At 67.0% G+C, this 23,176-nt stretch carries 23 protein-coding genes; 9 read left to right on the top strand and 14 right to left on the bottom strand.

Annotation, left to right across the window (positions count from 1 at the left end):
- The first annotated feature begins 3 nt into the window (after positions 1-3).
- From BM365_RS12365 to BM365_RS12335, 7 genes are all read left to right on the top strand, one after another.
- Positions 4-1,272 carry an efflux RND transporter periplasmic adaptor subunit gene (locus BM365_RS12365; RefSeq protein ID WP_093490763.1) on the top strand — a complete coding sequence of 423 codons (1,269 nt, stop codon included), beginning with the start codon at positions 4-6 and terminating at the stop codon, positions 1,270-1,272.
- 76 nt (positions 1,273-1,348) lie between these two features.
- A complete protein-coding gene (locus BM365_RS12360) occupies positions 1,349-2,071 on the top strand; it encodes an ABC transporter ATP-binding protein (protein ID WP_093489866.1) in 723 nt (240 codons plus the stop codon).
- An 11-nt stretch (positions 2,072-2,082) separates the two neighbouring features.
- On the top strand, positions 2,083-3,393 hold the full coding sequence (locus BM365_RS12355; protein ID WP_093489865.1) for an ABC transporter permease: 1,311 nt from the start codon (positions 2,083-2,085) through the stop codon (positions 3,391-3,393).
- A 23-nt stretch (positions 3,394-3,416) separates the two neighbouring features.
- The gene (locus tag BM365_RS12350; RefSeq protein WP_093489864.1) at positions 3,417-4,640 is read left to right on the top strand and encodes an ABC transporter permease; all 1,224 of its coding nucleotides are present in this window, start codon (positions 3,417-3,419) and stop codon (positions 4,638-4,640) included.
- 57 nt (positions 4,641-4,697) lie between these two features.
- Positions 4,698-5,909, top strand: coding sequence for an ABC transporter permease (locus tag BM365_RS12345; RefSeq protein ID WP_093489863.1), 1,212 nt, complete (start codon positions 4,698-4,700; stop codon positions 5,907-5,909).
- Between the two features lie 3 nt (positions 5,910-5,912).
- Positions 5,913-7,250 (top strand): sigma-54-dependent transcriptional regulator, encoded by a 1,338-nt coding sequence (locus BM365_RS12340; protein ID WP_093489862.1) that lies wholly within the window; start codon positions 5,913-5,915, stop codon positions 7,248-7,250.
- Positions 7,247-8,584 carry a sensor histidine kinase gene (locus BM365_RS12335; RefSeq protein WP_093489861.1) on the top strand — a complete coding sequence of 446 codons (1,338 nt, stop codon included), beginning with the start codon at positions 7,247-7,249 and terminating at the stop codon, positions 8,582-8,584. Before BM365_RS12340 ends, BM365_RS12335 begins: the two co-directional genes overlap by 4 nt.
- A 16-nt stretch (positions 8,585-8,600) precedes the next feature.
- Here the strand turns inward: BM365_RS12335 and glmU are convergent, their stop codons facing one another.
- Positions 8,601-9,968 carry a bifunctional UDP-N-acetylglucosamine diphosphorylase/glucosamine-1-phosphate N-acetyltransferase GlmU gene (gene glmU / locus BM365_RS12330; protein WP_093489860.1) on the bottom strand — a complete coding sequence of 456 codons (1,368 nt, stop codon included), beginning with the start codon at positions 9,966-9,968 and terminating at the stop codon, positions 8,601-8,603.
- Between the two features lie 121 nt (positions 9,969-10,089).
- Here glmU and BM365_RS12325 point away from each other — a divergent pair, with 121 nt between their 5' ends.
- Entirely contained in the window at positions 10,090-10,494 is a 405-nt protein-coding gene (locus BM365_RS12325) for a GtrA family protein (protein ID WP_093489859.1), read from the top strand.
- A 59-nt stretch (positions 10,495-10,553) separates the two neighbouring features.
- Here the strand turns inward: BM365_RS12325 and BM365_RS12320 are convergent, their stop codons facing one another.
- The 9 genes from BM365_RS12320 to BM365_RS12280 all read right to left on the bottom strand — a co-directional run bounded on the left by BM365_RS12320 (position 10,554) and on the right by BM365_RS12280 (position 17,734).
- On the bottom strand, positions 10,554-10,976 hold the full coding sequence (locus tag BM365_RS12320) for a F0F1 ATP synthase subunit epsilon (protein WP_093489858.1): 423 nt from the start codon (positions 10,974-10,976) through the stop codon (positions 10,554-10,556).
- 80 nt (positions 10,977-11,056) lie between these two features.
- On the bottom strand, positions 11,057-12,463 hold the full coding sequence (gene atpD, locus BM365_RS12315) for a F0F1 ATP synthase subunit beta (protein ID WP_093489857.1): 1,407 nt from the start codon (positions 12,461-12,463) through the stop codon (positions 11,057-11,059).
- A 39-nt stretch (positions 12,464-12,502) separates the two neighbouring features.
- Positions 12,503-13,366: a F0F1 ATP synthase subunit gamma gene (gene atpG / locus BM365_RS12310; RefSeq protein WP_093489856.1), complete on the bottom strand. Its 864-nt coding sequence runs from the start codon at positions 13,364-13,366 to the stop codon at positions 12,503-12,505.
- An 84-nt stretch (positions 13,367-13,450) separates the two neighbouring features.
- Positions 13,451-14,998 (bottom strand): F0F1 ATP synthase subunit alpha, encoded by a 1,548-nt coding sequence (gene atpA / locus BM365_RS12305; protein ID WP_093489855.1) that lies wholly within the window; start codon positions 14,996-14,998, stop codon positions 13,451-13,453.
- Positions 14,999-15,044: 46 nt separating this feature from the next.
- The gene (locus BM365_RS12300) at positions 15,045-15,572 is read right to left on the bottom strand and encodes a F0F1 ATP synthase subunit delta (protein WP_093489854.1); all 528 of its coding nucleotides are present in this window, start codon (positions 15,570-15,572) and stop codon (positions 15,045-15,047) included.
- Between the two features lie 17 nt (positions 15,573-15,589).
- Complete coding sequence (locus BM365_RS12295) at positions 15,590-16,060, bottom strand: F0F1 ATP synthase subunit B (protein ID WP_056880792.1); 471 nt, start codon at positions 16,058-16,060, stop codon at positions 15,590-15,592.
- 106 nt (positions 16,061-16,166) lie between these two features.
- Entirely contained in the window at positions 16,167-16,469 is a 303-nt protein-coding gene (gene atpE, locus BM365_RS12290) for a F0F1 ATP synthase subunit C (protein WP_056880791.1), read from the bottom strand.
- A gap of 66 nt (positions 16,470-16,535) precedes the next feature.
- A complete protein-coding gene (gene atpB / locus BM365_RS12285) occupies positions 16,536-17,333 on the bottom strand; it encodes a F0F1 ATP synthase subunit A (protein ID WP_093489853.1) in 798 nt (265 codons plus the stop codon).
- Between the two features lie 29 nt (positions 17,334-17,362).
- Positions 17,363-17,734 (bottom strand): ATP synthase subunit I, encoded by a 372-nt coding sequence (locus tag BM365_RS12280; protein WP_233210804.1) that lies wholly within the window; start codon positions 17,732-17,734, stop codon positions 17,363-17,365.
- A 427-nt stretch (positions 17,735-18,161) separates the two neighbouring features.
- Between BM365_RS12280 and BM365_RS12275 the strand changes: the two genes are divergently transcribed.
- The gene (locus BM365_RS12275; RefSeq protein WP_093489851.1) at positions 18,162-18,365 is read left to right on the top strand and encodes a DUF2061 domain-containing protein; all 204 of its coding nucleotides are present in this window, start codon (positions 18,162-18,164) and stop codon (positions 18,363-18,365) included.
- A gap of 71 nt (positions 18,366-18,436) precedes the next feature.
- Here the strand turns inward: BM365_RS12275 and lpdA are convergent, their stop codons facing one another.
- The 4 genes from lpdA to BM365_RS12255 form a co-directional block, all read right to left on the bottom strand.
- Complete coding sequence (gene lpdA / locus BM365_RS12270) at positions 18,437-20,578, bottom strand: dihydrolipoyl dehydrogenase (protein WP_093489850.1); 2,142 nt, start codon at positions 20,576-20,578, stop codon at positions 18,437-18,439.
- Between the two features lie 13 nt (positions 20,579-20,591).
- Positions 20,592-22,019, bottom strand: a complete 1,428-nt coding sequence (locus BM365_RS12265) for a dihydrolipoyllysine-residue acetyltransferase (protein WP_093489849.1) — start codon at positions 22,017-22,019, stop codon at positions 20,592-20,594.
- A gap of 176 nt (positions 22,020-22,195) precedes the next feature.
- The gene (locus BM365_RS12260) at positions 22,196-22,714 is read right to left on the bottom strand and encodes a DNA-deoxyinosine glycosylase (RefSeq protein WP_093489848.1); all 519 of its coding nucleotides are present in this window, start codon (positions 22,712-22,714) and stop codon (positions 22,196-22,198) included.
- Between the two features lie 3 nt (positions 22,715-22,717).
- Positions 22,718-23,173: a DMT family transporter gene (locus tag BM365_RS12255; protein WP_093489847.1), complete on the bottom strand. Its 456-nt coding sequence runs from the start codon at positions 23,171-23,173 to the stop codon at positions 22,718-22,720.
- Between the last annotated feature and the right edge of the window lie 3 nt (positions 23,174-23,176).

Genomic DNA, 23,176 nt, shown 5'->3' with positions numbered 1-23,176 from the left:
CCGATGATTCGGGACACCTCCGCGCAAGACCGAGTGCTCAGCTCCACCCAGACCCGCCCGGCCTGGCGCCGTTGGGTGTGGCCTGCGGCTGGTGGCGCCCTGCTGCTGGCCGGCATCGTGTTCGCCGCCCGCGGCTGGCTCTCCGGCACCGCCTCGGTGGACGGGGCCCGCCTGCGTTTCGGCGAAGTCACCCGCGGCGACCTGGTCCGCGACATCGCCGCCGACGGCCGCGTCATCGCCGCCAACAGCCCCACCCTGTACGCCGTCGCCGGTGGCGTGGTCACCCTGAAGGTCGTGGCCGGCGACAAGGTCGCCAAGGGCCAGCCCCTGGCCGAGATCGACAGCCCGGAACTGCGCAGCAAACTGGCGCAGGAACAGACCATGCTGGCTGGCCTGGAAGCCGAATCCAGCCGCGCCACGCTGGACGCCAGCGTCACCCGCGCCAACGCGCAGAAGGCGCTGGACCAGGCGGAGATCGAACGCCAGGCCGCCGAACGCACCCTGCAGCGCTACCAGCGCGGCTTCGAAGGCGGCGCCGTGCCGCAGGTCGATGTGCTGGAGGCCCAGGACAACCTGCGCAAGGCCGAGATCTCCCTTTCCCACGCCCGCAAGGACGCCGGCCTGCAGGGCCAGGGTGCCGGCCTGGATGCCCGCAACAAGCAGCTTCTGGCCGAGCGCCAGCGCGCGGTGGTGGCCGAAGTGCAGCGCCAGGTCGATGCACTGACCCTGCGCGCGCCGTTCGATGGCCAGGTCGGCCAGGTGCAGGCCGTGCAGCGCTCCAACGTGGCGATCAACGCGCCGGTGCTGAGCGTGGTCGACCTGTCCGTCTTCGAAGTCGAGATCAAAGTGCCGGAGAGCTTCGCGCGCGACCTCGCCATCGGCATGCCGGCCACGCTGACCAGCGCCGGCCAGCCGTACCCGGGCGAGATTTCCGCGGTGTCGCCGGAAGTGGTGAACGGTGAAGTCGTCACCCGCCTGCGCTTCTCCGAGAAACAGCCGCCCGGCCTGCGCCAGAACCAGCGCCTGTCCGCGCGCATCCTGATGGACACCCGCCGCAACGTGCTGATGGTCGAGCGTGGCCCGTTCGTCGAACAGAGCGGCGGCCGCTACGCCTACGTCATGGACGGCAGTTCTGCGGTGCGTCGCCCGGTGCAGTTGGGCGTCAGCAGCCTGAGCAATGTCGAAGTGCTGAGCGGCCTGCAACCCGGCGACAAGGTCGTCGTTTCCGGCAGCGACCTGTTCGGCGATGCCGAGCGCGTCTCGGTCAACTGATCCGCATCATCCGCCTTCCCCCGCGTCCTCCCCCACGTCATCCCCTCCGCACCCGAACCCGAAGAAGGAACCCGCCATGCTTGAGATGCGCCAAGTCGCCAAGGTCTACCGCACCGAACAGGTGGAAACGCATGCGCTGCGTTCGCTCGACCTGCATGTCCGCGAGGGCGAGTTCGTCGCGGTCACCGGCCCGTCGGGTTCCGGCAAGACCACCTTCCTCAACATCGCCGGCTTGCTGGAGACCTTCACCGGCGGTCAGTTCCTGCTCGACGGCCAGGACGTGAGCCACCTCGGCGACGACGCACGCTCGCGCCTGCGCAACCAGAAGATCGGCTTCATCTTCCAGGGCTTCAACCTGATCCCCGACCTCAACCTGTTCGACAACGTCGACGTGCCGCTGCGCTACCGCGGCATGCCCGCCGCCGAGCGCAAGCAGCGCATCGAAGACGCGCTCGCCCGCGTGGGCTTGGGCTCGCGCATGAAGCACTACCCCGCCGAACTGTCGGGCGGCCAGCAGCAGCGCACGGCGATCGCACGCGCGCTGGCCGGCAGCCCGCGCCTGCTGCTGGCGGACGAACCCACCGGCAACCTGGACTCACAGATGGCGCGCGGCGTGATGGAGCTGCTGGAGGAGATCAACCGCCAGGGCACCACGATCATCATGGTCACGCACGACCCCGAACTCGCCGCGCGCGCGCAGCGCAACGTGCACATCGTGGACGGCATGGCCACCGACCTGTCGGTGGAGCCTGCGCTGATCCGTGCGGCGCACGCCGCTGAAGCCAACGCCTCCGCCTGAGGAGACCTGCCATGTTCGGCTACTACTTCACTCTCGCGCTGCGCAGCTTCAAGCGCAACAAGGCGCTGACCTTCCTGATGGTGTTGGCCATCGCACTCGGCATCGGCGCCAGCATGACCACGCTGACCGTGTTCTACGTGCTGTCGGGCGACCCGATTCCGCAGAAGAGCGACAAGCTGTTCTATCCGCGCATCGACCCGCGCTCGGCGAATGGCTTCACCCCCGGCGACGAGCCGGAAGACCAGTTCACCCGCCACGATGCCGAGCGCATGCTGCGCGACAAGAAGGGCGATCGGCAAGCCTTCATGACCGGCGGCGCGTCCTCGATCGAAACGGAAGACGGCAGGATCGAACCCTTCCGCATCGACTCGCGCTACACCACCGCCGATTTCTTCCCGATGTTCGAGGTGCCGTTCCGCTACGGCAACGGCTGGTCGGCGGCCGACGACGAATCGCGCGCGCGCGTGGCCGTCATCTCCAAGGCGCTGAACGAGAAACTGTTCGGCGGCGCCAACAGCGTCGGCCGCGAGATCAAGGCCTCAGGCGCGACGTTCCGCATCATCGGCGTGCTGGACGAATGGCGTCCGGCACCGAAGTTCTACGATATGACCCAGGACCGCTTCACCGAAGTGGAGCAGCTCTTCGTGCCGTTCTGGACTTCGCGCGCACTGAAGATGGGCACGCAGGGCAACATGAACTGCTGGGGCGATTCCAGCGCGGAAGAAGAGGGCTCGCAGGGCCCGAACGCGCCGTGCTCGTGGCTGCAGTACTGGGTCGAGCTGGGCACGCCGGAGAAAGTCGAGGCCTACAAGCAATACCTGAAGAACTACTCCGACCAGCAGCGCGCCGCCGGTCGTTTCGAACGGCCCGCCAACGTGGACCTGCACAACGTGATGCAGTGGCTGGACAAGCAGGGCGCGGTGCCCGCCGATGTTCGCCTGCAGGTGTGGCTGGCGTTCGGCTTCCTGGCCGTGTGCCTGCTCAACACCGTCGGCTTGCTGCTGGCGAAGTTCCTGGGCCGCGCTTCGCAGATCGGCGTGCGGCGAGCGCTGGGTGCGACGCGCAAGGCGATCTTCGCGCAGTGCCTGGTGGAAGCGGGCACGGTCGGGCTGGTCGGTGGCCTGCTGGGCCTCGTGCTCGCCTGGCTGGGCCTGCTGGCCGTTCGCCAACAGCCCGCCGGCTATGCCGACCTCGCGCACATGGACCTGAAGATGCTGCTGGCCACTTTCGCGCTGGCGATCATCGCCAGCCTGCTCGCCGGCATGCTGCCCGCGTGGCGCGCCATGCAGGTGACGCCCGCCATCCAGCTCAAGAGCCAGTGACCCATCCATTCAAGAGGCACGTCATGGACATCCGCCCCATCCTCTCCACCCTGGCCCGCCACAAGACGGCCGCCGCCCTGATCGTGCTGGAAGTGGCGCTGTCGTGCGCCATCATCTGCAACGCGGTGTTCCTCATCACCCAGCGGCTGGAGCGCATCGATCGCCCCACCGGCATGGCCAACGAGGAGATCGTGCGCATCAGCATGGGCAATCTCGGTGAAAACCCCGAAGCCGACGCACTAGTGAAGCAGGACGTCGCCAGCCTGCGCGCGCTGGCGGGCGTGAAAGCCGCCGGCAGCATCAACCACGTGCCGTTCGACAACTCCTCGTGGAACACCTCGATCCAACTGGTGCCGGATCAGGAGCGTCCCACCGCCCAAGCGAACGTCTATCTGGGCGATGCGGTGATCGATACGCTGGGCCTGCGGTTGGCAGAAGGCCGCGACTTCACGCCGGACGAGTACGTCAACTGGACCGAGATCAACAAGCAGAACGCGAAGGTCATGATGCCTGCGGTGATCCTCAGCCGGGAGTTGGCGAACAAGCTGTTCCCGGGTGAGAGCGCGATCGGCAAGAACATCATTTCGTGGAACGCCGACAACGTGCCGCACCGCGTGGTCGGCGTGGTGGACCGGCTGATCCGCACCAACGACAACGGCGGCCCTGCCGAAGCCGGCTACACGATGATCCTGCCGGCGAAGGACCTCACCATGGGGACCTTCGTGCTGCGGACCACGCCGGAACGGCGCACGGAAGTCCTGAAGGCCGCGCTTGCGACGCTGGAGAAGAACAGCGCACGCCGGTTGGTGCTGCGCGACGGCACCTTCAGCGACATCAAGAGCGATTACTACCGCGGCGACCGCGCGATGGCCTGGCTGTTGATCACCGTGATCATCTCGCTGCTGGTGGTCACCGCGCTGGGCATCGTTGGCCTGGCCAGCTTCTGGGTGCAGCAGCGCACCAAGCAGATCGGCATCCGCCGTGCGCTGGGCGCGACCAAAGGCCAGATCCTGCGCTACTTCCAGACGGAGAACTTCCTGCTGGCCACGCTGGGCATCGTCATCGGCATGATCCTGGCCTACGGCATCAACCAGTTGCTGATGGGCAAGTACGAACTGCCGCGCCTGCCGCTGCTCTATCTGCCGGTCGGTGCCGTGCTGCTGTGGCTGCTGGGCCAGGTGGCCGTGTACGGCCCTGCGCGCAAGGCAGCATCGGTGCCGCCTGCGGTCGCCACGCGCACCGCCTGATCCTTCGGCTCCCTGCCGCGCACGCCCCACCGGCGTGCGCGGCCCGATGGGGTTCCCATGTCTCCTCCTTTCCTGCTGCTGGGGCGCCACCATGCGGGCACCTGGTTGATCGCCGTGCAACTGGCGATCGGCGTGGTGCTATGCCTGCAGGCCTGGCAAGCGCTGACGGACCTGCAGGTCGCGCGCACCTCGCCGGATGGCATCGTCGACACTGGTCTGATGCTAGTGCCGTGGATGCAGATGACGCCGGCGTCGGATCCGGGCGTGGACGACGTGCTGCATCGCTTGCGCAGCGTGCCCGGCGTGCTGTCCGTCACGGCGGCCAACCAAGTGCCGTATGGGAACAACGCGTGGAGCGTGCACGCGTGGACGCCGGCGCGTCCCGCCGAGCGCAACGTCGTGTCAGTGTTCCTCGCCGATGAACACTTCAGCAAGACGCTGGGCATCGCCACGGTGCGTGGACGCGATTTCCTGCCGGGCGAGTTCCGCGACTATGCCGGTGATCAGGACGACCTGCACGCAGGCCCGGGGCCGGCCGTCATTTCCTCCGCGCTGGCCACGCGCCTGTACGGTGACGTCGACCCGCTCGGCCGCACCCTGTCGACCGCACCGGGCGCGCAGTTGCGCGTCATCGGCGTGATCGAGCGGCTGCCGCCACCGGCGAGTGCGCCCGATGCGCGCGACCTGGCCATGATGCTGCCGGTGCGGATGGTACGTGCCGGAGATGCGCAGTTCCTGGTGCGCCATACGGGTCCCACCGACGACATGGCAGCGCGCATTCGGTCGGTCCTGTCGGCCGCCCATCCCGACGTCGTCGCCGCCGACCCTGTCGACATAGCTGCATTGCGCGACGTGTCGCTGCATGCGCCCCGCCTGCGTGCAGGCTGGTCGGTGGGCGCCTGCATCGCCTGGTGGGTCTCCGCACTCGGCCTGTTGATGCTCGGCGGCCAACGGTGGGTGCAGGAACATGCGCAGGAATTCAGTCTGCGCCGCGCCGCCGGGGCCACCGGCCGCCAACTCGCGCGTCGGTTGCGTCTCGAATACCTGTGGCTGGCCTGCGCAGCGGCATTGCTCGGCCTGGCCTGCGGCGGCTGGCTGCTGCCGCGCATCGCGCCGGCGTGGCTGGCGAGTACGCCATCGCTGGGATCGATGGTGGCCATCGCCGCTTGGGTGGCGTTGGCCGTGCAGTTGGCCGCCGCGTGGCCCGCGTACCTGGCCCGCCGCATCCCGCCGCACCTCGTCAGTCGCAGCCCTTCGGTTAGGCTATAGCGCATGCCTACCATCCTCGTGATCGACGACAACCTGGCCGTCAGTACGGCGCTGGAAGTCCTGTTCTCCCTACACGACATCGACACCCTGCACGCCGAATCACCGGCGGCCGGCCTGGCGCTGCTGCGCGAGCAGCCGGTGGACCTGGTCATCCAGGACATGAACTTCAGCGAGGACACCACCTCCGGCGCGGAAGGCGAACAGCTGTTCATCGACCTGCGCGCCGAATGGCCCGACATGCCGGTGATCCTGCTGACCGCGTGGACGCATCTGGAAGCGGCGGTGAATCTGGTCAAGGCCGGTGCCGCCGACTACGTGGCCAAGCCCTGGGACGACCGCAAGCTGCTGGCCACGGTCAACACGCTGCTCGAACTGACCGAGACACGCCGCGAACTCGATCGCCGGCGCAGCCGCGAACGACGCAGCCGTCATCAGCTCGAACAGAAGTACGACCTGCGCAACCTCGTGTTCGAAGACCCCGCCAGCGAACGCGTGATCGCGCTCGCCTGCCAGGTGGCCCGCTCGGACCTGCCGGTGCTGATCACCGGGCCGAACGGGGCCGGCAAGGAGAAGATCGCCGAGATCATCCAGGCGAACTCCAGCGTGAAGCAGGGCCCGTTCGTGACCCTCAACTGCGGTGCGCTGCCGTCGGAACTGATCGAGGCCGAACTGTTCGGCGCGGACGCCGGCGCTTACACAGGCGCCAACAAGGCACGCGAGGGCAAGTTCGAAGCGGCCGACGGCGGCACGCTGTTCCTCGACGAGATCGGCAACCTGCCGCTGACCGGGCAGATGAAGTTGCTGCGCGTACTTGAAACCGGCCGCTTCGAGCGCCTAGGCTCCAACCGCGAGCGCAAGGTCGCCGTGCGCGTGATCAGCGCGACCAACGCGGACCTGCCGACGATGATCCGCGATGGCAGCTTCCGCGAAGACCTCTACTACCGACTCAACGCGATCGAGCTCGCACTCCCGCCGTTGGCCGAACGTCCCGGCGACATCCTGCCGCTGGCCGAACGCTTCCGCCCCGACGACAAGCCGCTCGGCGAGAGCGCTCGCGCCGCGCTGCTGCGGCACGCGTGGCCCGGCAACGTGCGCGAATTGCGCAACGTCATCCAGCGCGCGGGCTTGCTGGCGATGGGCGAGCGCATCGAAGCCGGCGACCTCAACCTGCCGCGGGCAGCGCCCGTGCGCACGACGGTCGTGGCCGAGCCCGAGCGTGCCGACATCGAGGCCGCGATCGCGCGTGCCGGCGGGGTGATCGCGCAGGCTGCCACTGACCTCGGCATGAGCCGGCAGGCGCTGTACCGGCGCATGGAACGCTTCGGCATCAAGGCCACATGATCCGTCGTTCGCTCGCCGGCCGCGTGTTGTCCTGGCTGCTGCCGTTGCTGGTGGTGGCGCTGGTGCTGCCGGTCGCGCTGTCGCACTGGCTGCAGGACGACCTGCTGGCGGTACTGGTGTCCGCGCTGGTCGTGCTTCCGCTGGCGGCCTGGGCGATCCACCGCGGCCTGCGCAGCACGCGCTCGTTATTCCGCGCGCTCGCTGGCAGCGTCAACAGCTATCGGGATGGCGAGTACAACTTCGGCATCCATTGGCAGGGCAGCGACGAACTTGCAGAACTCGTGCGCTCGCACGGCGCGTTGGGCGAGGTCCTGCGCGAGCAGCGGCAGACCCTGGTGCAGCGCGAACTGCTGCTCGACACGATGGTGCAGAACACCCCGGTGGCCATGTTGCTGGTCGCCCCCGGCGGCGATGGCGTTCGCCGCGTGGTCTTCGCCAACGTCGCCGCGCGCAAGCTGCTGCACGGCGGATGGAAGCTGGAAGGCCAGGACTACGACACGTTGGTGGCCGCTTCGCCGGTGGAGATGCGCGAGGCGCTCGCCCGGAGCGGCGACAGCCTGTTCGCCATGGGCAGCGAAGAGGACGACGAGGAAGAACAGGTCTACCACCTCGCGCGGCGCAACTTCCGCCTCAACGGGCGTCCGCACGAACTGCTGCTGCTGCGCCTGCTGACGAACGAGCTGCGCCGGCAGGAAGTGATGACCTGGAAGAAGGTCATCCGCGTGATCAGCCACGAGCTCAACAATTCGCTGGCGCCGGTCGCCTCGCTGGCGCACTCGGGCGCGGAGCTGGTCCGCCGCGGCAAGCACGAGCGCCTGGAAGAAGTGTTCGGCACCATCGAGGACCGCGCGCGCCACCTGGAAGGTTTCATCCGTGGCTATGCGCGGTTCGCCAAGCTGCCCCAACCGCAGTTGCATACCGTGCACTGGCGCGCCTTCCTGGAAGGCCTGCAGCGGCAGATCGGCTTCGAACTGTCGATGCAGGAAACCGACATCGACGGTCGCATCGACCTGGCGCAGATCGAGCAGGCGCTACTGAACCTGTTGAAGAACGCGCATGAGTCCGGCACCACGGCCGACGGCGTGTCCGTGCGCGTCACCCGCCTGCCCGGCTGGGTCCGTATCGAGGTGATGGACCGCGGCACGGGCATGAACGACGCCGTGCTGCAGAACGCGCTGGTGCCGTTCTATTCCACCAAACGCAACGGCACCGGCCTGGGCCTGGCGTTGACGCGCGAGATCATCGAAGCGCACGGTGGCCGCCTGTCATTGCACAACCGCGATGGCGGCGGCCTGTGCGTGGCGATCCAGTTGCCGGACGCGCCGGCGGCGTAGCGACGCGAAGCGCGCCTTACTTCGGCTGCTTCACCGGCCGCTGCCAACCCTCGACCGTCATCTGCCGCGCACGCGCGACGGTCAGCTTGTCGGCCGGGGCATGCTTCGAGATCACCGAGCCGGCACCGATCGTCGCGCCGTCCGCCAGCGTCACCGGTGCGACCAGCGAGGAGTTCGAACCGACGAAGACGCGATCGCCGATCGTCGTGGTGGACTTGTTCACGCCATCGTAGTTGCAGGTGATGGTGCCGGCGCCGATGTTGGTGCCGGTGCCGATGACGGTGTCGCCGAGATACGTCAGGTGGTTCGCCTTGCTGCCCACGCCGATGCGCGCGTTCTTCGTCTCGACGAAGTTGCCCACGTGCACGCCATCGGCGAGCACGGTGCCGGGACGCAGGCGCGCATAAGGGCCGATCAACGCGGCGCCTTCGCTGGCGACGCCTTCCAGGTCGCAGTGCGCGCGCACCTGCGTGCCGGCCGCGAGCGAAACATCCTTCAGGCGCGTGAACGGACCGATGACGACGCCATCGCCCAGTTCGATCTTGCCTTCCAGCACCACGTCCACGTCGATCTGCACGTCGCGCCCCACCGTCACCGTGCCGCGCTGGTCGAAGCGCGCCGGGTCGGCCAGGCGCGCGCCCTGCACGCACAGCGCGCGCGCGGCGCGCAGCTGGTAGGCGCGTTCGAGCTGCGACAGCTGCCAGGGATCGTTCGCGCCTTCCGCTTCGATAGGCTCGCCGACGAGCACCATTTCGGCCGGCGTGAATTCATCCGCCGCCATCGCGAAGACGTCGGTCAGGTAGTACTCGCCCTGCGCGTTGTCGTTCGACAAGCGGGCGAGCCAACCCTTCAGCGCGCTGCCGTCGGCGGCGATGATGCCGGTGTTGATGATGCGGATGCGGCGCTGCTCCTCATCGGCGTCCTTGTGCTCGACGATGGCGGCCACGCGGCCCGCTTCATCGCGGACGATGCGGCCGTAGCCAGTGGGATCGACCGGCTCGGCGACCAGCACCGCCAGACGACCGGGCGCATCGAGCAAGCGCTGCAGCGTCTCGCTGCGGGTCAAGGGCACGTCGCCGTACAGCACCAGCACCCGCGCGCCGTCGGGAATGGCCGGGATCGCCTGCGCGACGGCGTGGCCGGTGCCCAACTGCTGCGCCTGGTGCGCCCAGTGCAGGTCGGGCTGGTCGGTGAAGGCCGCCTGCACCTGGTCGCCGCCATGGCCGTAGACCACATGCACGCCGGCCGGCGACAGCGCGCGCGCCGCCTCGATCACATGCGCCAGCATCGGGCGCCCGGCGATGGGCTGTAGCACCTTCGGCAGCGCGGATTTCATGCGCTTGCCTTCGCCGGCGGCGAGGATGACGACGTGGAGTGGCTTCATGTGCGCATGTCCCTGTGGCTGTGCGGCGTCGCGATGTCGTCGCATGGTAGCAATTCCCCCTCCAACGCAAATCACGCCCTCCCGGTGCCATCGCTGCGTATCCCGCAGTTACCATGCGCGCATGCCCCCACCCTCTCCGCGCCATCTACTGTTCCGCCAAGGCGGCAGCTACATCGCCGTCGGCCTCGCGCAGTTGTTGCTGGACTGGCTGGTCTTTGTTGGACTGACTGCACTCGGTGTGCCGGCAGCGCCGGGCAACCTGGCCGGGCGCATCAGTGGCGCGCTGCTCGGTTTCTGGTTGAACGGACGCGTGACCTTCGCGCGCGAGGGCGCCGCACGCCTGGGCTGGTGGCGGTTCGCCAAGTTTCTGCTGGTGTGGGTGCCGCTGACGGTGGTGAGCACGCTGGCAGTGACCTGGGTGGCCACGTCACTGGGCCTGGCGCACGCCTGGCTGGCCAAACCGCTGGTGGAAGGCGTGCTGGCCCTCATGGCCTTCTTCCTCTGGCGGCACGTGGTCTACCGCTGACGCCTACGAAAACGCCGGCACGAGGCCGGCGTTTCCAATACAGCGTTCGGGCCTGGACCTCAGTGCTTGAGGTTCTTGCGCAGGCGCTCCAGCGCGCTGAGCTGGGCGATGCTCATGGCCAACTGGGCCTGGGCTTCTTCCACGCTCATCTTCGGGTCCTTGTGGGACAGCACGCGCTCGGCTTCTTCCTTGGCTTTGCGGACCTGCGCTTCATCGATGTCGGTCGCACGCACGGCGGTGTCCGCCAACACGGTGACGACCTGCGGCTGCACCTCGAGGATGCCGCCGGAGATGGCGAAGTCCAGCTGCTCGCCACTGGCCAGCGTCACCACGACCTTGCCCGGCTTCAGGCGGGTGATCAGCGGCGCATGCTTCGGCGCGATGCCCAGCTCGCCCAGTTCGCCGGTGGCGACGACCAGGGTGGCTTCACCGTGGAAGATTTCCTGCTCGGCACTGACGATGTCGCAACGGATGGTGCTCATGGAACTCTCTTTGCCGTGTAGGGCGGACCTGGGTCCGCCACGGATTGCCGCGAAGGCGGGCCGAAGCCCGCCTCAGGTGCTTACGCCTTCTCGGCGAGCTTCTTGGCCTTCTCGACGGCTTCGTCGATGCCGCCAACCATGTAGAACGCCTGCTCCGGCAGGTGGTCGTACTCGCCGTCGCAGATCGCCTTGAAGCCGCGGATCGTGTCCTTCAGCGAGACGTACTTGCCCGGCGAGCCGGTGAACACTTCGGCCACGTGGAACGGCTGGCTGAAGAAGCGCTCGATCTTGCGGGCGCGCGACACGGCCTGCTTGTCTTCTTCGGACAGCTCATCCATGCCGAGGATGGCGATGATGTCCTTCAGTTCCTTGTACTTCTGCAGCGTCGACTGCACGCGGCGCGCGGTGTCGTAGTGCTCGTGGCCGATGACGTTCGGGTCCAGCTGGCGGCTGGTCGAGTCGAGCGGGTCCACGGCCGGATAGATACCCAGCGAAGCGATGTTACGGCTCAGCACGACGGTCGCGTCCAAGTGGGCGAACGTGGTGGCCGGCGACGGGTCGGTCAGGTCGTCCGCGGGCACGTACACGGCCTGGATCGAGGTGATCGAGCCGGTCTTGGTCGAGGTGATGCGCTCCTGCAGGACGCCCATTTCCTCGGCCAGCGTCGGCTGGTAACCCACAGCGGACGGCATGCGGCCGAGCAGCGCCGACACTTCGGTACCGGCCAGCGTGTAGCGGTAGATGTTGTCGACGAACAGCAGCACGTCCTTGCCCTTGCCGGACGCGTCCTTCTCGTCGCGGAAGTACTCGGCCATGGTCAGGCCGGTCAGCGCGACGCGCAGGCGGTTGCCCGGCGGCTCGTTCATCTGGCCGTACACCATCGCCACCTTGTCGAGGACGTTGGAGTCCTTCATCTCGTGGTAGAAGTCGTTGCCCTCGCGGGTACGCTCGCCCACGCCGGCGAACACGGACAGACCCGAGTGCGCCTTGGCGATGTTGTTGATCAGTTCCATCATGTTGACGGTCTTGCCGACGCCGGCGCCGCCGAACAGGCCGACCTTGCCGCCCTTGGCGAACGGGCACATCAGGTCGATGACCTTGATGCCGGTTTCCAGCAGGTCGTTGGCCGAGGACTGGTCCTCGTACGACGGGGCCGAACGGTGGATTTCCCAATGATCCGACGCCTGCACCGGGCCGGCTTCGTCGATCGGGTTGCCCAGCACGTCCATGATGCGGCCCAGCGTGCCCGCGCCGACCGGCACCGAGATGGCCTTGTCGGTGTTCACGGCGACCAGGTTGCGCTTCAGGCCGTCGGTGGAACCGAGGGCGATGGTGCGCACGACGCCGTCGCCGAGCTGCTGCTGCACTTCGAGCGTGATGGCGGTGTTCTCCACCTTCAGCGCGTCGTACACCTTCGGCACTTCGTTGCGCGCGAATTCGACGTCAACCACCGCGCCGATGATCTGAACGATCTTGCCCTGACTCATTGCTGCATTCCTCTAGATGAATTCTTGTGACTACGCGCGTCAGACTGCCGCCGCGCCGCCGACGATTTCGGAGATTTCCTGGGTGATCGCCGCCTGGCGAGCCTTGTTGTAGACCAGCTGCAGGGTGCCGATGAGCTTGTTGGCGTTGTCGCTGGCGGCCTTCATGGCCACCATGCGCGCCGCATGCTCGGACGCGATGTTCTCCAGCACGGCCTGGTACACCAGCGACTCGATGTAGCGCGTGATCACGTGGTCGAGCACGGTCTCGGCATCGGGTTCGTAGATGTAGTCCCAGTCGTGGTGCGCGACCTGCGTTTCCGCGGCGGGCAGCGGCAGCAGCTGGTCGAACGCCGCGCGCTGGGTCATCGTGTTGACGAAGTCGTTGTAGACGACGAACACGCGGTCCAGCGAGCCTTCGGTGTAGGCGTCCAGCATCACCTTGATCACGCCGATCAGCTGGTCCAGCTTGGGCGCATCGCCCAGGTGGGACACGCTGGCCAGCATGTTGACCTTGACCCGGCGGAAGTACACCGAGGCCTTCTGGCCGATGGTGACCACGTCGACCTCGACACCCTTCTCGTTCCACTGGCGGATCTCGCCGAGCATCTTGCGGAACAGGTTGTTGTTCAGACCGCCGGCCAGGCCGCGGTCGGACGACACGATGATGAAGCCGACGCGCTTGACGTCCTTGCGCTCCACCATGAAGGGGTGCTGGTAGTCGGTGTTGGCCTGGGCCAGGTGGCCGATCACCTGCTTCATCGCACGCGCGTACGGGCGCGAGGTCTTCATGCGGTCCTGCGCCTTGCGGATCTTGGAGGCCGAGACCATCTCGAGCGCGCGCGTCACCTTGCGGGTGTTCTGCACGCTCTTGATCTTGGTTTTGATTTCGCGTCCGCCTGCCATGTCTCGCTCGCTTGTTTCGTCTTCGTCGGGCGGACCTGCGATCCGCCTGCCTACGAACGGTGGGCCGGGGCCCACCCTACGCAATTACCAGGTGCCGGTCTGCTTGAACTCGGAGATGCCCTTCTTGAAGGCGCCTTCGATCTCGTCGTTCCAGTTGCCGGTGCTGTTGACCGTGTCGACCAGCGCGCCCTGGGTGTTGGTGAAGTGCGCGTGCAGCGCATCTTCGAACGCCAGGATCTTGCTGACCGGCACGTCGTCCAGGTAACCCTCGTTGACGGCGTAGATGGACAGTGCCTGCAGGGCGATGGACATCGGCGCGTACTGCTTCTGCTTCATCAGCTCGGTGACGCGCTGGCCGCGCTCCAGCTGCTTGCGGGTGGCTTCGTCCAGGTCCGAGGCGAACTGCGCGAACGCGGCCAGCTCACGGTACTGGGCGAGCGAGATGCGGATGCCGCCCGACAGCTTCTTGATGATCTTGGTCTGGGCGGCGCCACCGACGCGCGACACCGAGATACCGGCGTTCACGGCCGGGCGGATGCCGGCGTTGAACAGGTCGGTTTCCAGGAAGATCTGGCCGTCGGTGATCGAGATCACGTTGGTCGGCACGAACGCGGACACGTCACCGGCCTGCGTTTCGATGATCGGCAGCGCGGTCAGCGAACCGGTCTTGCCGGTGACCTTGCCTTCGGTGAACTTCTCGACGTACTCCTCGGACACGCGGGCAGCGCGCTCGAGCAGGCGGGAGTGCAGGTAGAACACGTCGCCCGGGTAGGCTTCGCGGCCCGGCGGACGCTTCAGCAGCAGCGAGATCTGGCGATAGGCCACGGCCTGCTTGGACAGGTCGTCGTACACGATCAGGGCGTCCTGGCCGCGGTCCATGAAGTACTCGCCCATGGTGCAGCCGGAGTAGGCGCTGATGTACTGCATCGCGGCCGATTCGGAAGCGGTAGCGGCGACGACCACGGTGTGGGCCAGCGCGCCGTTCTCTTCCAGTTTGCGCACGATATTGGCCACGGTCGAGGCCTTCTGGCCGATCGCGACGTACACGCACTTGATGCCGGTGCCCTTCTGGTTGATCACGGCGTCGATGGCCATCGCGGTCTTGCCGGTCTGGCGGTCGCCGATGATCAGCTCGCGCTGGCCGCGGCCGATCGGGATCATCGCGTCGACCGACTTGTAACCGGTCTGCACCGGCTGGTCGACCGACTTACGCCAGATCACGCCCGGGGCCACGCGCTCCACCGGCGCGGTCAGCGAGGTGCCCAGCGGGCCCTTGCCGTCGATCGGCTCGCCCAGCGCGTTCACGACGCGGCCGAGCATTTCCGGACCGACCGGCACTTCCAGGATGCGGCCGGTGGTCTTGGCCACGTCGCCTTCGCGCAGGTGCTCGTAGTCGCCCAGGACCACGGCGCCGACCGAATCGCGCTCGAGGTTCAGCGCCAGCGCGAACGTATCGTTCGGCAGCTCGATCATTTCGCCCTGCATGACGTCGGCCAGGCCGAAGATGCGCACGATGCCGTCGGACACGCTGGTGACGGTGCCTTCGTTGCGCGACTCCGCGGCCAGCTTGACCTTCTCGATACGGGTCTTGATCAGGTCGCTGATTTCAGAGGGGTTGAGCGTGGTAGCCATGGGTAAGTCCTGTGTGCCGGCTTGCGCGCGGCGGTTCAATGGGAATTCAGTGCGTCAGCGCCGACTGCAGGCGCGCCAGCTTGCCTTTCAGCGAGCCGTCGATCACCACGCTGCCGGCATCGATCACGGCGCCGCCGATCAGCGACGCGTCGACCGCCGTCTCCACCTCGACCTCGCGGCCGAAGCGCTTCTTCAGCGCGACCTTGATCACGTCGAGTTCGCCGGCGGGCAGCGTCGTGGCGGAGGTGACCTTCGCCTTCACGACATGCTCGGCCTCGGCGCGCAGCTCTTCGAACAGGCCGGCGATTTCCGGCAGCTGCGGCAGGCGGCGGGCATCCGCGAGGACGCTCAGGAAGCGGGTGAACGCTTCGCTGGCACCATCGGGCGCCAGCAGCGACACCGCCACCGCGGGCAGCAGCTGCGGATTCGGCAGCAGCGCGGCGACGCGCGGGTCCGCCGCGGCATGCGCGGCGAAACCCAGCGCCTGCGACCAGGCGGCGAAGTTGCCTTCGTCGCGCGCCGTCGCGAAGGCGGCGCGGGCGTAGGGGCGGGCGACAGTCAGGGCCTGGCTCATCGATCAGATCGTCCGGATCAGATTTCGGCGGCGAGTTCGTCGAGCAGCGCCTTGTGGGCGTTGGCGTCGATCTCGCGCTTCAACAGCTTCTCGGCACCGCTGACGGCCAGCGCGGACACCTGCTTGCGCAGGTCCTCGCGGGCACGCGTGGCGGCGGCGTCGATTTCGGCCTGCGCCAGTTCTTTCTGGCGGTTGGCTTCGGCGATCGCTTCGTTCTTGGCCGCATCGACGATCTGGTTCGCACGCGCATGGGCCTGATCGATGATCTCGTTGGCCTTGACGCGGGCTTCCTTCAACGCCTCGTTGACTTGGTCCCCAGCCTGCTCCAGGTCGCGCTTGGCGCGGTCTGCAGCGGCGAGGCCGTCAGCGATCTTCTGCTGGCGCTCTTCGATGGCAGCCAGCAGCGGCGGCCAGATTTTGGTCGCAATGATCCAGATCAGGCCAGCGAAGGCCAGCGCCTGGGCGAACAGAGTGAGATTGATATTCATCGTAAACCTGCCGGTGAGGAAGGGCCCGCGCACGACGCGCGCGCCCAGCGACGCCTGATGGCCGACCGCGGAGGCGAACCGCCGCGGTCAGGCTTCACGCGGCTTCTCAGCCGCCGGCCAGCTTGGCCAGCTGCTCGGTGAAGATCGTGATGAACGGGCTAGCAAAGGCGAACAGCAGGCCCACGGCGACCGAGATGATGAACGCGGCGTCGATCAGGCCGGCGGTGATGAACATGCGGACCTGCAGGACCGGGATCAGCTCCGGCTGGCGGGCAGCCGATTCCAGGAACTTGCCGGCCATGATGGCCAGACCCAGACCCGCGCCCAGCGCGGCCAGGCCGATCATGATGCCGATGGCGAGGGCGGTCGAAGCCTGGACCTGGGCGAGGTTGGTGAGGATGCTTTCCATGGTGATCTCCGGAACTTAAGTGCTTGAAAGGTGGATGGTAAAAGGCGAAACGGTGAAGCGGAAACGTTAGTGGCTGTCTTCCGACAAGCTGAGGTAGACGATCGACAGCATCATGAAGATGAACGCCTGCAGCGGGATGACGAGCAGGTGGAACAGCATCCAGCCCAGGCCGAATACCGCGCCGCCGAACATGCCGACAATGCCCGCGCCGCCCAGCACCCAGATCAGCAGGAACACGATCTCGCCGCCGAACATGTTGCCGAACAGTCGCATCGCCAGGGAGATGGGCTTGCTGACCCATTCGACGATGTTGAGGATCAGGTTGAACGGCATCATCCACTTGCCGAACGGTGCCGTCAGGAACTCCTTGGCGAAGCCGCCGAAGCCCTTCGAGCGGAATGCGAAGACGATCATCAGGAAGAACACGCTGATCGACATGCCCAGGGTGGCATTGACGTCGGCGGTGGGGACCGGCTTCCAGTAGTGCACGCCCAGCAGTTCGAGCGGCTTGGCGATGAAGTCTGCCGGGATCATCTTCAGCAGGTTCATCATCAGGATCCAGAAGAAGATGGTGATCGCGATGGGCGTCACCAGCTTGCTGGTCCCGTGGTAGGTGTCGCGGGCCTGCTTGTCGACGAACTCGAGCATGATCTCGACGAAGGCCTGCCACTTGCCCGGCACGCCGGCGGTCGCCTTGCGGGTCGCCAGCCAGAACGCGAACACGATCAGCAGCCCCATCAGCACGGCCGTCACGAAGGTGTCGACGTTGATCGTCCAGAAGGGACCATCACCGCCCACCTGGGCCGTGAGGTTCTTCAGGTGGTGCTGGATGTAGGTGGTGGGAGTTAGAGCCTCGCCCGCCATGTGTCGGAAACCTTTCGTCTAGATTGGGTTTATCGCTGCTTACCAACCGCAGCCAGCATCTGTGCCACCAGTCCGGCGACCACGCCTGCCATCAGGGGCAGCGGGGGCAGCTTGTACAGCCCCGCGCCCATCACCAGCACGCCGATCACCACGACCCACTTCACCACCATCCCCGCGACCAGCCTCAGCACCGCCGAAACGGCCCCGAGTACGCCACCGCCGAAGGCCATCCAGGCCGCCAGCAGCGCGCCAGCCACGATCGCCAACCCTCCGACGGCCGCCGAGACTGCGTGGGGCACGCCCCAGAGCAGGAACAGCAGCGCGACCAGCAATACCGCGACCGTCTGCCAGACGGCGGCGCGCAACACTAGCCGCCGGCCCGCAGCGACGGAATTCAGCACACGAAAGCCCTACGGAATTGGCGGGGTACAAGGCGGTAAAGCGCCTCGCCGAGCCGCAAAAGTATAGCAGCGGGACAATTTCCGGGACAACCGCCAAAGGTCGAAAACGCTGGTGGAAGCCCATTTGGCCGCCAGCCCTTGGCCTGCCTGCATGTAACCGTTTCCCCTATTCAGAATTTTCCTGTGGATTCTCCGGAACTTTGGCGAAAACGGTGTGTCAGTCCTTGCAAGGCCTGCTGCTCAACTTCCTCGTCCGATGCTCCGTCGCAGGCCTCCCGAAGCCCCGGCTGCCCCCGGGGCTTCGCCTTTTCGGGAAAACGGCATCGATAGCCAGGCACTATCAATTAAAAACGATCAATCCATTGGACTTGCCGATGGCCGGCCCCACAATGAGATCCATTCTCATTTTTGAGCGTCCGGTGCGGCCATGAACAAGACCCTGAGCTTCGCGATCCTGCACTTCTCGGTGGCCTTCACCTTGGGCTACCTGTTCACTGGCAGTCTGCTGGTGGGTGGCATGCTGGCGCTGATCGAGCCGGCGACCAATACGGTGGTGTTCCACTTTCACGAGAAGGTGTGGAAGAGGATCGAAGCACGGCGTGCAGCGAGGGCGATGCCCCTGCCCGCCTGACGCATTCGCCGAAAAGAAAAAGGCCGCGCTCCTGCGCGGCCTTTCTCGTTGCTTCGACGCCCGGAAGCGGCTTACTTCTTCTTCGGGATGTACAGGTCGGTGATCGTGCCTTCGTAGACTTCAGCGGCCATCGCCACCGATTCGCTGAGCGTCGGATGTGGATGGATGGTTGCGCCGATGTCGCCGGCTTCCGCACCCATCTCGATCGCCAGCGCCAGTTCGCTGATCAGGTCGCCTGCATGCACGCCGACGATGCCCGCACCGATGATGCGATGGGTGTGTTCGTCGAAGATCAGCTTGGTGGAGCCCTCGCCGCGACCGATGCCGACGGCGCGCGCCGACGCCACCCACGGGAATTTGCCCACGCCGATCTTCAGGCCCTTGGCCTTGGCTTCGGTCTCGGTCACGCCGACCCAAGCGATTTCCGGATCGGTGTAGGCCACCGACGGGATCACCCGCGCCACCCACTCCTTCTTCTCGCCGGCCGCGACTTCCGCCGCCAGCTTGCCCTCGTGCGTCGCCTTGTGCGCCAGCATCGGCTGGCCGACCAGGTCGCCGATGGCGAAGATATGCGGCACGTTGGTGCGCATCTGCGCATCGACCGGAATGAAGCCGCGGTCGGTGACCGTCACACCGGCTTTGCCGGCGTCCAGCTTGCCGCCATTGGGAGAACGGCCGACGGCGACCAGCACGCGGTCCCACGTGCCCGTTTCCAGTTCCGGCTTCTGGCCTTCGGTGGCGCTCTCGAAGTGCACGGTGATGCCCTTCTTCGACGCCTCGACCTTGGCGGCCTTGGTCTTCAGGTGCACGACCGCGCCCTGCTTCTTCAGGCGATCGGCCAGCGGCTTCACCAGGTCCTTGTCGGCGCCCGGCATCAGCTGGTCCATGAACTCGACCACGGTCACCTCCGCGCCCAGCGCGCGGTACACCGTCGCCATTTCCAGGCCGATGATGCCGCCGCCGACCACGAGCAGCTTCTTCGGCACGTCGGCCAGCTGCAGCGCATCGGTGGAATCCATCACGCGCGGATCGTCCCACGGGAAGTTCGGCAACTTCACCGCCTGCGAACCGGCGGCGATGATGCATTGCTCGAAGCGCAGCAGTTGCGTCTTGCCGTCGCTGCCGACGATCTCGAGCTCGTTCGGCGAGACGAACTTCGCCACGCCGGTCACCGTGCGCACCTTGCGCTGCTTGGCCATGCCGGCCAGGCCCTTGGTGAACTGGCCGACCACCTTGTCCTGCTTGAAGCCGCGCAGCTTGTCGAGGTCGATCTTCGGCTTGCCGAAGCTGATGCCGATGTCCTCCGAATGCGAGGCCTCTTCGATCAGCGCGGCCGCGTGTAGCAGCGCCTTCGACGGGATGCAGCCCACGTTGAGGCAGACGCCGCCGAGCGTCTCGTAGCGCTCGATCAGCACGGTATCCAGGCCGAGGTCGGCCGCGCGGAACGCCGCCGTGTAGCCGCCCGGGCCCGAACCGATCACGACGATGCGGCATTCGATGTCGGCCGGCTTGCCGGTGCCTAGCGCCGGCTTCGGCGCGGAGGTCGCCGGGGCAGCGGGCGCTGCCGGGGACGAAGCCACCGGCGCGGTCTTGGCAGGCGCCGCGGCGCCCTCGCCTTCCAGGATCGCGACCAGGCTGCCTTCGGCGAGCGAGTCGCCGAGCTTGACCTTGATCTCCTTGATGACGCCGGCGGCCGGCGACGGTACTTCCATCGTCGCCTTGTCCGACTCCAGCGTGACCAAGCCCTGGTCCTTCTTCACGGTGTCGCCGACGGCGACCAGGATTTCGATGACCGGCACGCCATCGTAGTCGCCGATGTCGGGCACTTTGGCTTCGATCAGGCCACCGCCACCGGACGCGGCCGGCGCGGCGGCCGGCACAGCAGCCGCAGCCGCAGGCGCGACAGCCGGCGTCGGGGCCGGCGCTGCAGGGGCCGCCGGGGCGACCGGTGCCGGCGCGGAGGCAACAGTGCCTTCGGCTTCCAGCACGGCCACGACGCTGCCTTCGGACAGCGCGTCGCCCAGCTTGACCTTGATTTCCTTCACGACGCCGGCGGCCGACGAGGGCACTTCCAGCGTGGCCTTGTCCGATTCCAGCGTGACCAGGCCCTGGTCCTTCTTCACCGTGTCGCCGACGGCAACCAGGATTTCGATGACCGGCACATCGCTGTAATCGCCGATGTCGGGGACTTTGACTTCGATCGTGTTCGCCATGGTCTCGGTCTCCTTACAGCAGCACGCGGCGCATGTCGCCGAGCAGCTGGGCGAGGTAGGCGGTGAAGCGCGCCGCGGCGGCGCCGTCGATTACGCGGTGGTCGTAGCTCAGCGACAGCGGCAGCATCAGGCGCGGCTGGAACTGCTTGCCGTCCCACACCGGCTGGATCGACGACTTGGAAACGCCGAGGATGGCGACTTCCGGCGCATTGACGATCGGCGTGAAGGCCACGCCGCCAATGCCGCCCAGCGAGGAGATGGAGAAGCACCCGCCGGACATCTCAGCCGGGCCGAGCTTGCCGTCGCGCGCCTTCTTCGCCAGTTCGCCGCTTTCCTGCGCGATCTCGTTGACGCCCTTCTTGTCGACGTCGCGGATCACCGGCACGACCAGACCGTTCGGCGTGTCGGCGGCGAAGCCGACGTGGAAATACTTCTTCAGCGTGAGGTTCTCGCCGCTGGCATCGAGCGACGCGTTGAAGTCGGGGAACTTCTTCAGCGCCGAGACGCTGGCCTTCATCAGGAAGGCGAGCATGGTCAGCTTGATGCCGGCCTTCTCGTTCTCCTTGTTCAGCGCCACCCGCAGCGCTTCCAGATCGGTGATGTCGGCGTGGTCATGCTGGGTGACGTGCGGAATCATCGCCCAGTTGCGCGCCAGGTTGGCGCCGGAAATCTTCTTGATGCGCGACAGCGCGACGACCTCGGTCTCGCCGAACTTGCTGAAGTCAACCTTCGGCCACGGCAGCAGGTTCAGGCCACCCCCCGCAGCGGCCGGTGCGCCCGCTGCGGCAGGCGCCGAGACGCCGCCGGCCAGCACGCCCTTGACGTACTTCTGCACGTCTTCCTTGCTGATGCGGCCACCGCGCTCGCTGCCACTGACCTGGTTGAGGTCCACGCCCAGTTCGCGCGCGAACAGGCGCACGGCCGGGCTGGCGTAGGCGACCTTCTCGGGGAGCACGCGGTCGGCATTGAACTCGACCGGCGGCGTACGCGGCGGCGAGGCTTCCGGATCGATGCCCGGCTTGTCGTCCAGCACGCGCGAGGCGGCGGGCGCCACGGCGGGTGCGGCGCGTTCCTGCGCGATCTCGCGCTGGGCGATCTTGTCCGGCGTCGGCGAAACGGCGACGGGTTCGACCTTGGTACCGGTCTCGGCGGCGGGCACCGCGGCCGGAGCCGCAGCCGGCTTGGCCTCGGCGGCGCCTTCGCTGGTTTCGATGATTGCGACGACGGCGCCTTCGGCGATCTCGTCGCCCAGCTTGACCTTGATCTCCTTCACGACGCCGGCGAACGGCGACGGCACTTCCATGGTCGCCTTGTCCGATTCCAGCGTGACCAGGCCCTGGTCCTTCTTCACCGTGTCGCCCACGGCGACCAGGATCTCGATCACCGGTACGCCGTCGTAGTCACCGATATCGGGGACTTTGGCTTCCTTGATGTCGGACATGGCGTTACTCCGGTGCGGGCGTGAAGAGGGGAACCCCTATTGTGTCCGCAGTGGCGCGATGCGCCAACCATCCCTTGGTGTTAATTACTGTCCCCGCCGGGACAATGCAGGCCGCGACAGCCATTGGTATCGCTTTGGTTCGGCGCGATGCGCACGCACGATACGCTGGCGCATTGTCAGTTGGATCGGCGCAGGAACGGTGTGATCGCGCCCCAGGCCTCCAGCAAAGCGGGTAATCCCATCGCGGCATGCGCGGGGCTGGTCGAGGGCAATGCCAGCAGGGCGGGCAGCGGATCGGCGAGCGTGGTCCGCACATGCCGGCGGAACGCGTCCGCCGCCTTGCCGCCGTTGAGCGCGATCGCGGCGACCTCAGGATGCGCCGCAAGCCAGTCGCCGATGGCGTTGGGCACTTCGCTGCCGCGCACGATGGCCGCATCCAGGCTACCCGGGCGCTCACAGCGGCCGATGACATCCCACACGCCGACACCGGCGCGCCTCAATGCGTCGAAGCGCGCTTCGTAAGGCGCTTCCGGATCGAAGCCGCACAGCGCGCCCATCACCGGCCAAAACCGATTGCGCGGATGCGCGTAGTACTGCGCCCCGCGCAGCGATGCGCTGCCCGGCATGGAACCGAGCACCAGCACACGGCAATGCGCATCCGCGCGCGGCGGCAAGCCGACCAGCACCTCGCCCACCGCTCAGCCGCCCGCGGACTGCCAGGGCCGGACTACCAGTGTTGCGCCGGCCACCACCAGCAGCAGGCCCACCACGCGTAGCGTGTCCACCGGCTGGCGCGCATGCAGCACGCCGAAGTGGTCGAGCATCACCGACCCGACCAGCTGGCCCGCGACGACCAGGCAGATCAGCGACGCCGCGCCCAACCGCGGCACCAGCAGCGTGGCGGAGGCAACGAATACCGCACCGATCACGCCGCCCGTCCACGCCCACCACGGCACCTTGCCCAGTGCCGCGGGCACGAACACCGGCCGCGTCAGCAACCACCACGCCAGCAATACGCCGGTACCGACCATGAAGGAAGCCAGCGACGCGAACACCGGGCCGAACGACTGTCGCCCCAACGAGGCATTGATCAGCGCCTGGAGCGGCAACAACATGCCAATGAAGAGGGCCAAGGCCACGCCGGTCGCGTTCATGGG

The sequence above is a fragment of the Pseudoxanthomonas sp. YR558 genome (assembly GCF_900116385.1).
Classification (GTDB): domain Bacteria; phylum Pseudomonadota; class Gammaproteobacteria; order Xanthomonadales; family Xanthomonadaceae; genus Pseudoxanthomonas_A.
This window is presented reverse-complemented; position numbering and strand designations above follow the sequence as displayed.

What these genes read in the sequence shown, in the direction of transcription:
- BM365_RS12365 (WP_093490763.1), top strand. Translation starts at nt 4, where the DNA reads ATGATTCGGGACACCTCCGCGCAAGACCGAGTGCTCAGCTCCACCCAG.
- BM365_RS12360 (WP_093489866.1), top strand. Translation starts at nt 1,349, where the DNA reads ATGCTTGAGATGCGCCAAGTCGCCAAGGTCTACCGCACCGAACAGGTG.
- BM365_RS12355 (WP_093489865.1), top strand. Translation starts at nt 2,083, where the DNA reads ATGTTCGGCTACTACTTCACTCTCGCGCTGCGCAGCTTCAAGCGCAAC.
- BM365_RS12350 (WP_093489864.1), top strand. Translation starts at nt 3,417, where the DNA reads ATGGACATCCGCCCCATCCTCTCCACCCTGGCCCGCCACAAGACGGCC.
- BM365_RS12345 (WP_093489863.1), top strand. Translation starts at nt 4,698, where the DNA reads ATGTCTCCTCCTTTCCTGCTGCTGGGGCGCCACCATGCGGGCACCTGG.
- BM365_RS12340 (WP_093489862.1), top strand. Translation starts at nt 5,913, where the DNA reads ATGCCTACCATCCTCGTGATCGACGACAACCTGGCCGTCAGTACGGCG.
- BM365_RS12335 (WP_093489861.1), top strand. Translation starts at nt 7,247, where the DNA reads ATGATCCGTCGTTCGCTCGCCGGCCGCGTGTTGTCCTGGCTGCTGCCG.
- glmU (WP_093489860.1), bottom strand. Translation starts at nt 9,968, where the DNA reads ATGAAGCCACTCCACGTCGTCATCCTCGCCGCCGGCGAAGGCAAGCGC.
- BM365_RS12325 (WP_093489859.1), top strand. Translation starts at nt 10,090, where the DNA reads ATGCCCCCACCCTCTCCGCGCCATCTACTGTTCCGCCAAGGCGGCAGC.
- BM365_RS12320 (WP_093489858.1), bottom strand. Translation starts at nt 10,976, where the DNA reads ATGAGCACCATCCGTTGCGACATCGTCAGTGCCGAGCAGGAAATCTTC.
- atpD (WP_093489857.1), bottom strand. Translation starts at nt 12,463, where the DNA reads ATGAGTCAGGGCAAGATCGTTCAGATCATCGGCGCGGTGGTTGACGTC.
- atpG (WP_093489856.1), bottom strand. Translation starts at nt 13,366, where the DNA reads ATGGCAGGCGGACGCGAAATCAAAACCAAGATCAAGAGCGTGCAGAAC.
- atpA (WP_093489855.1), bottom strand. Translation starts at nt 14,998, where the DNA reads ATGGCTACCACGCTCAACCCCTCTGAAATCAGCGACCTGATCAAGACC.
- BM365_RS12300 (WP_093489854.1), bottom strand. Translation starts at nt 15,572, where the DNA reads ATGAGCCAGGCCCTGACTGTCGCCCGCCCCTACGCCCGCGCCGCCTTC.
- BM365_RS12295 (WP_056880792.1), bottom strand. Translation starts at nt 16,060, where the DNA reads ATGAATATCAATCTCACTCTGTTCGCCCAGGCGCTGGCCTTCGCTGGC.
- atpE (WP_056880791.1), bottom strand. Translation starts at nt 16,469, where the DNA reads ATGGAAAGCATCCTCACCAACCTCGCCCAGGTCCAGGCTTCGACCGCC.
- atpB (WP_093489853.1), bottom strand. Translation starts at nt 17,333, where the DNA reads ATGGCGGGCGAGGCTCTAACTCCCACCACCTACATCCAGCACCACCTG.
- BM365_RS12275 (WP_093489851.1), top strand. Translation starts at nt 18,162, where the DNA reads ATGAACAAGACCCTGAGCTTCGCGATCCTGCACTTCTCGGTGGCCTTC.
- lpdA (WP_093489850.1), bottom strand. Translation starts at nt 20,578, where the DNA reads ATGGCGAACACGATCGAAGTCAAAGTCCCCGACATCGGCGATTACAGC.
- BM365_RS12265 (WP_093489849.1), bottom strand. Translation starts at nt 22,019, where the DNA reads ATGTCCGACATCAAGGAAGCCAAAGTCCCCGATATCGGTGACTACGAC.
- BM365_RS12255 (WP_093489847.1), bottom strand. Translation starts at nt 23,173, where the DNA reads ATGAACGCGACCGGCGTGGCCTTGGCCCTCTTCATTGGCATGTTGTTG.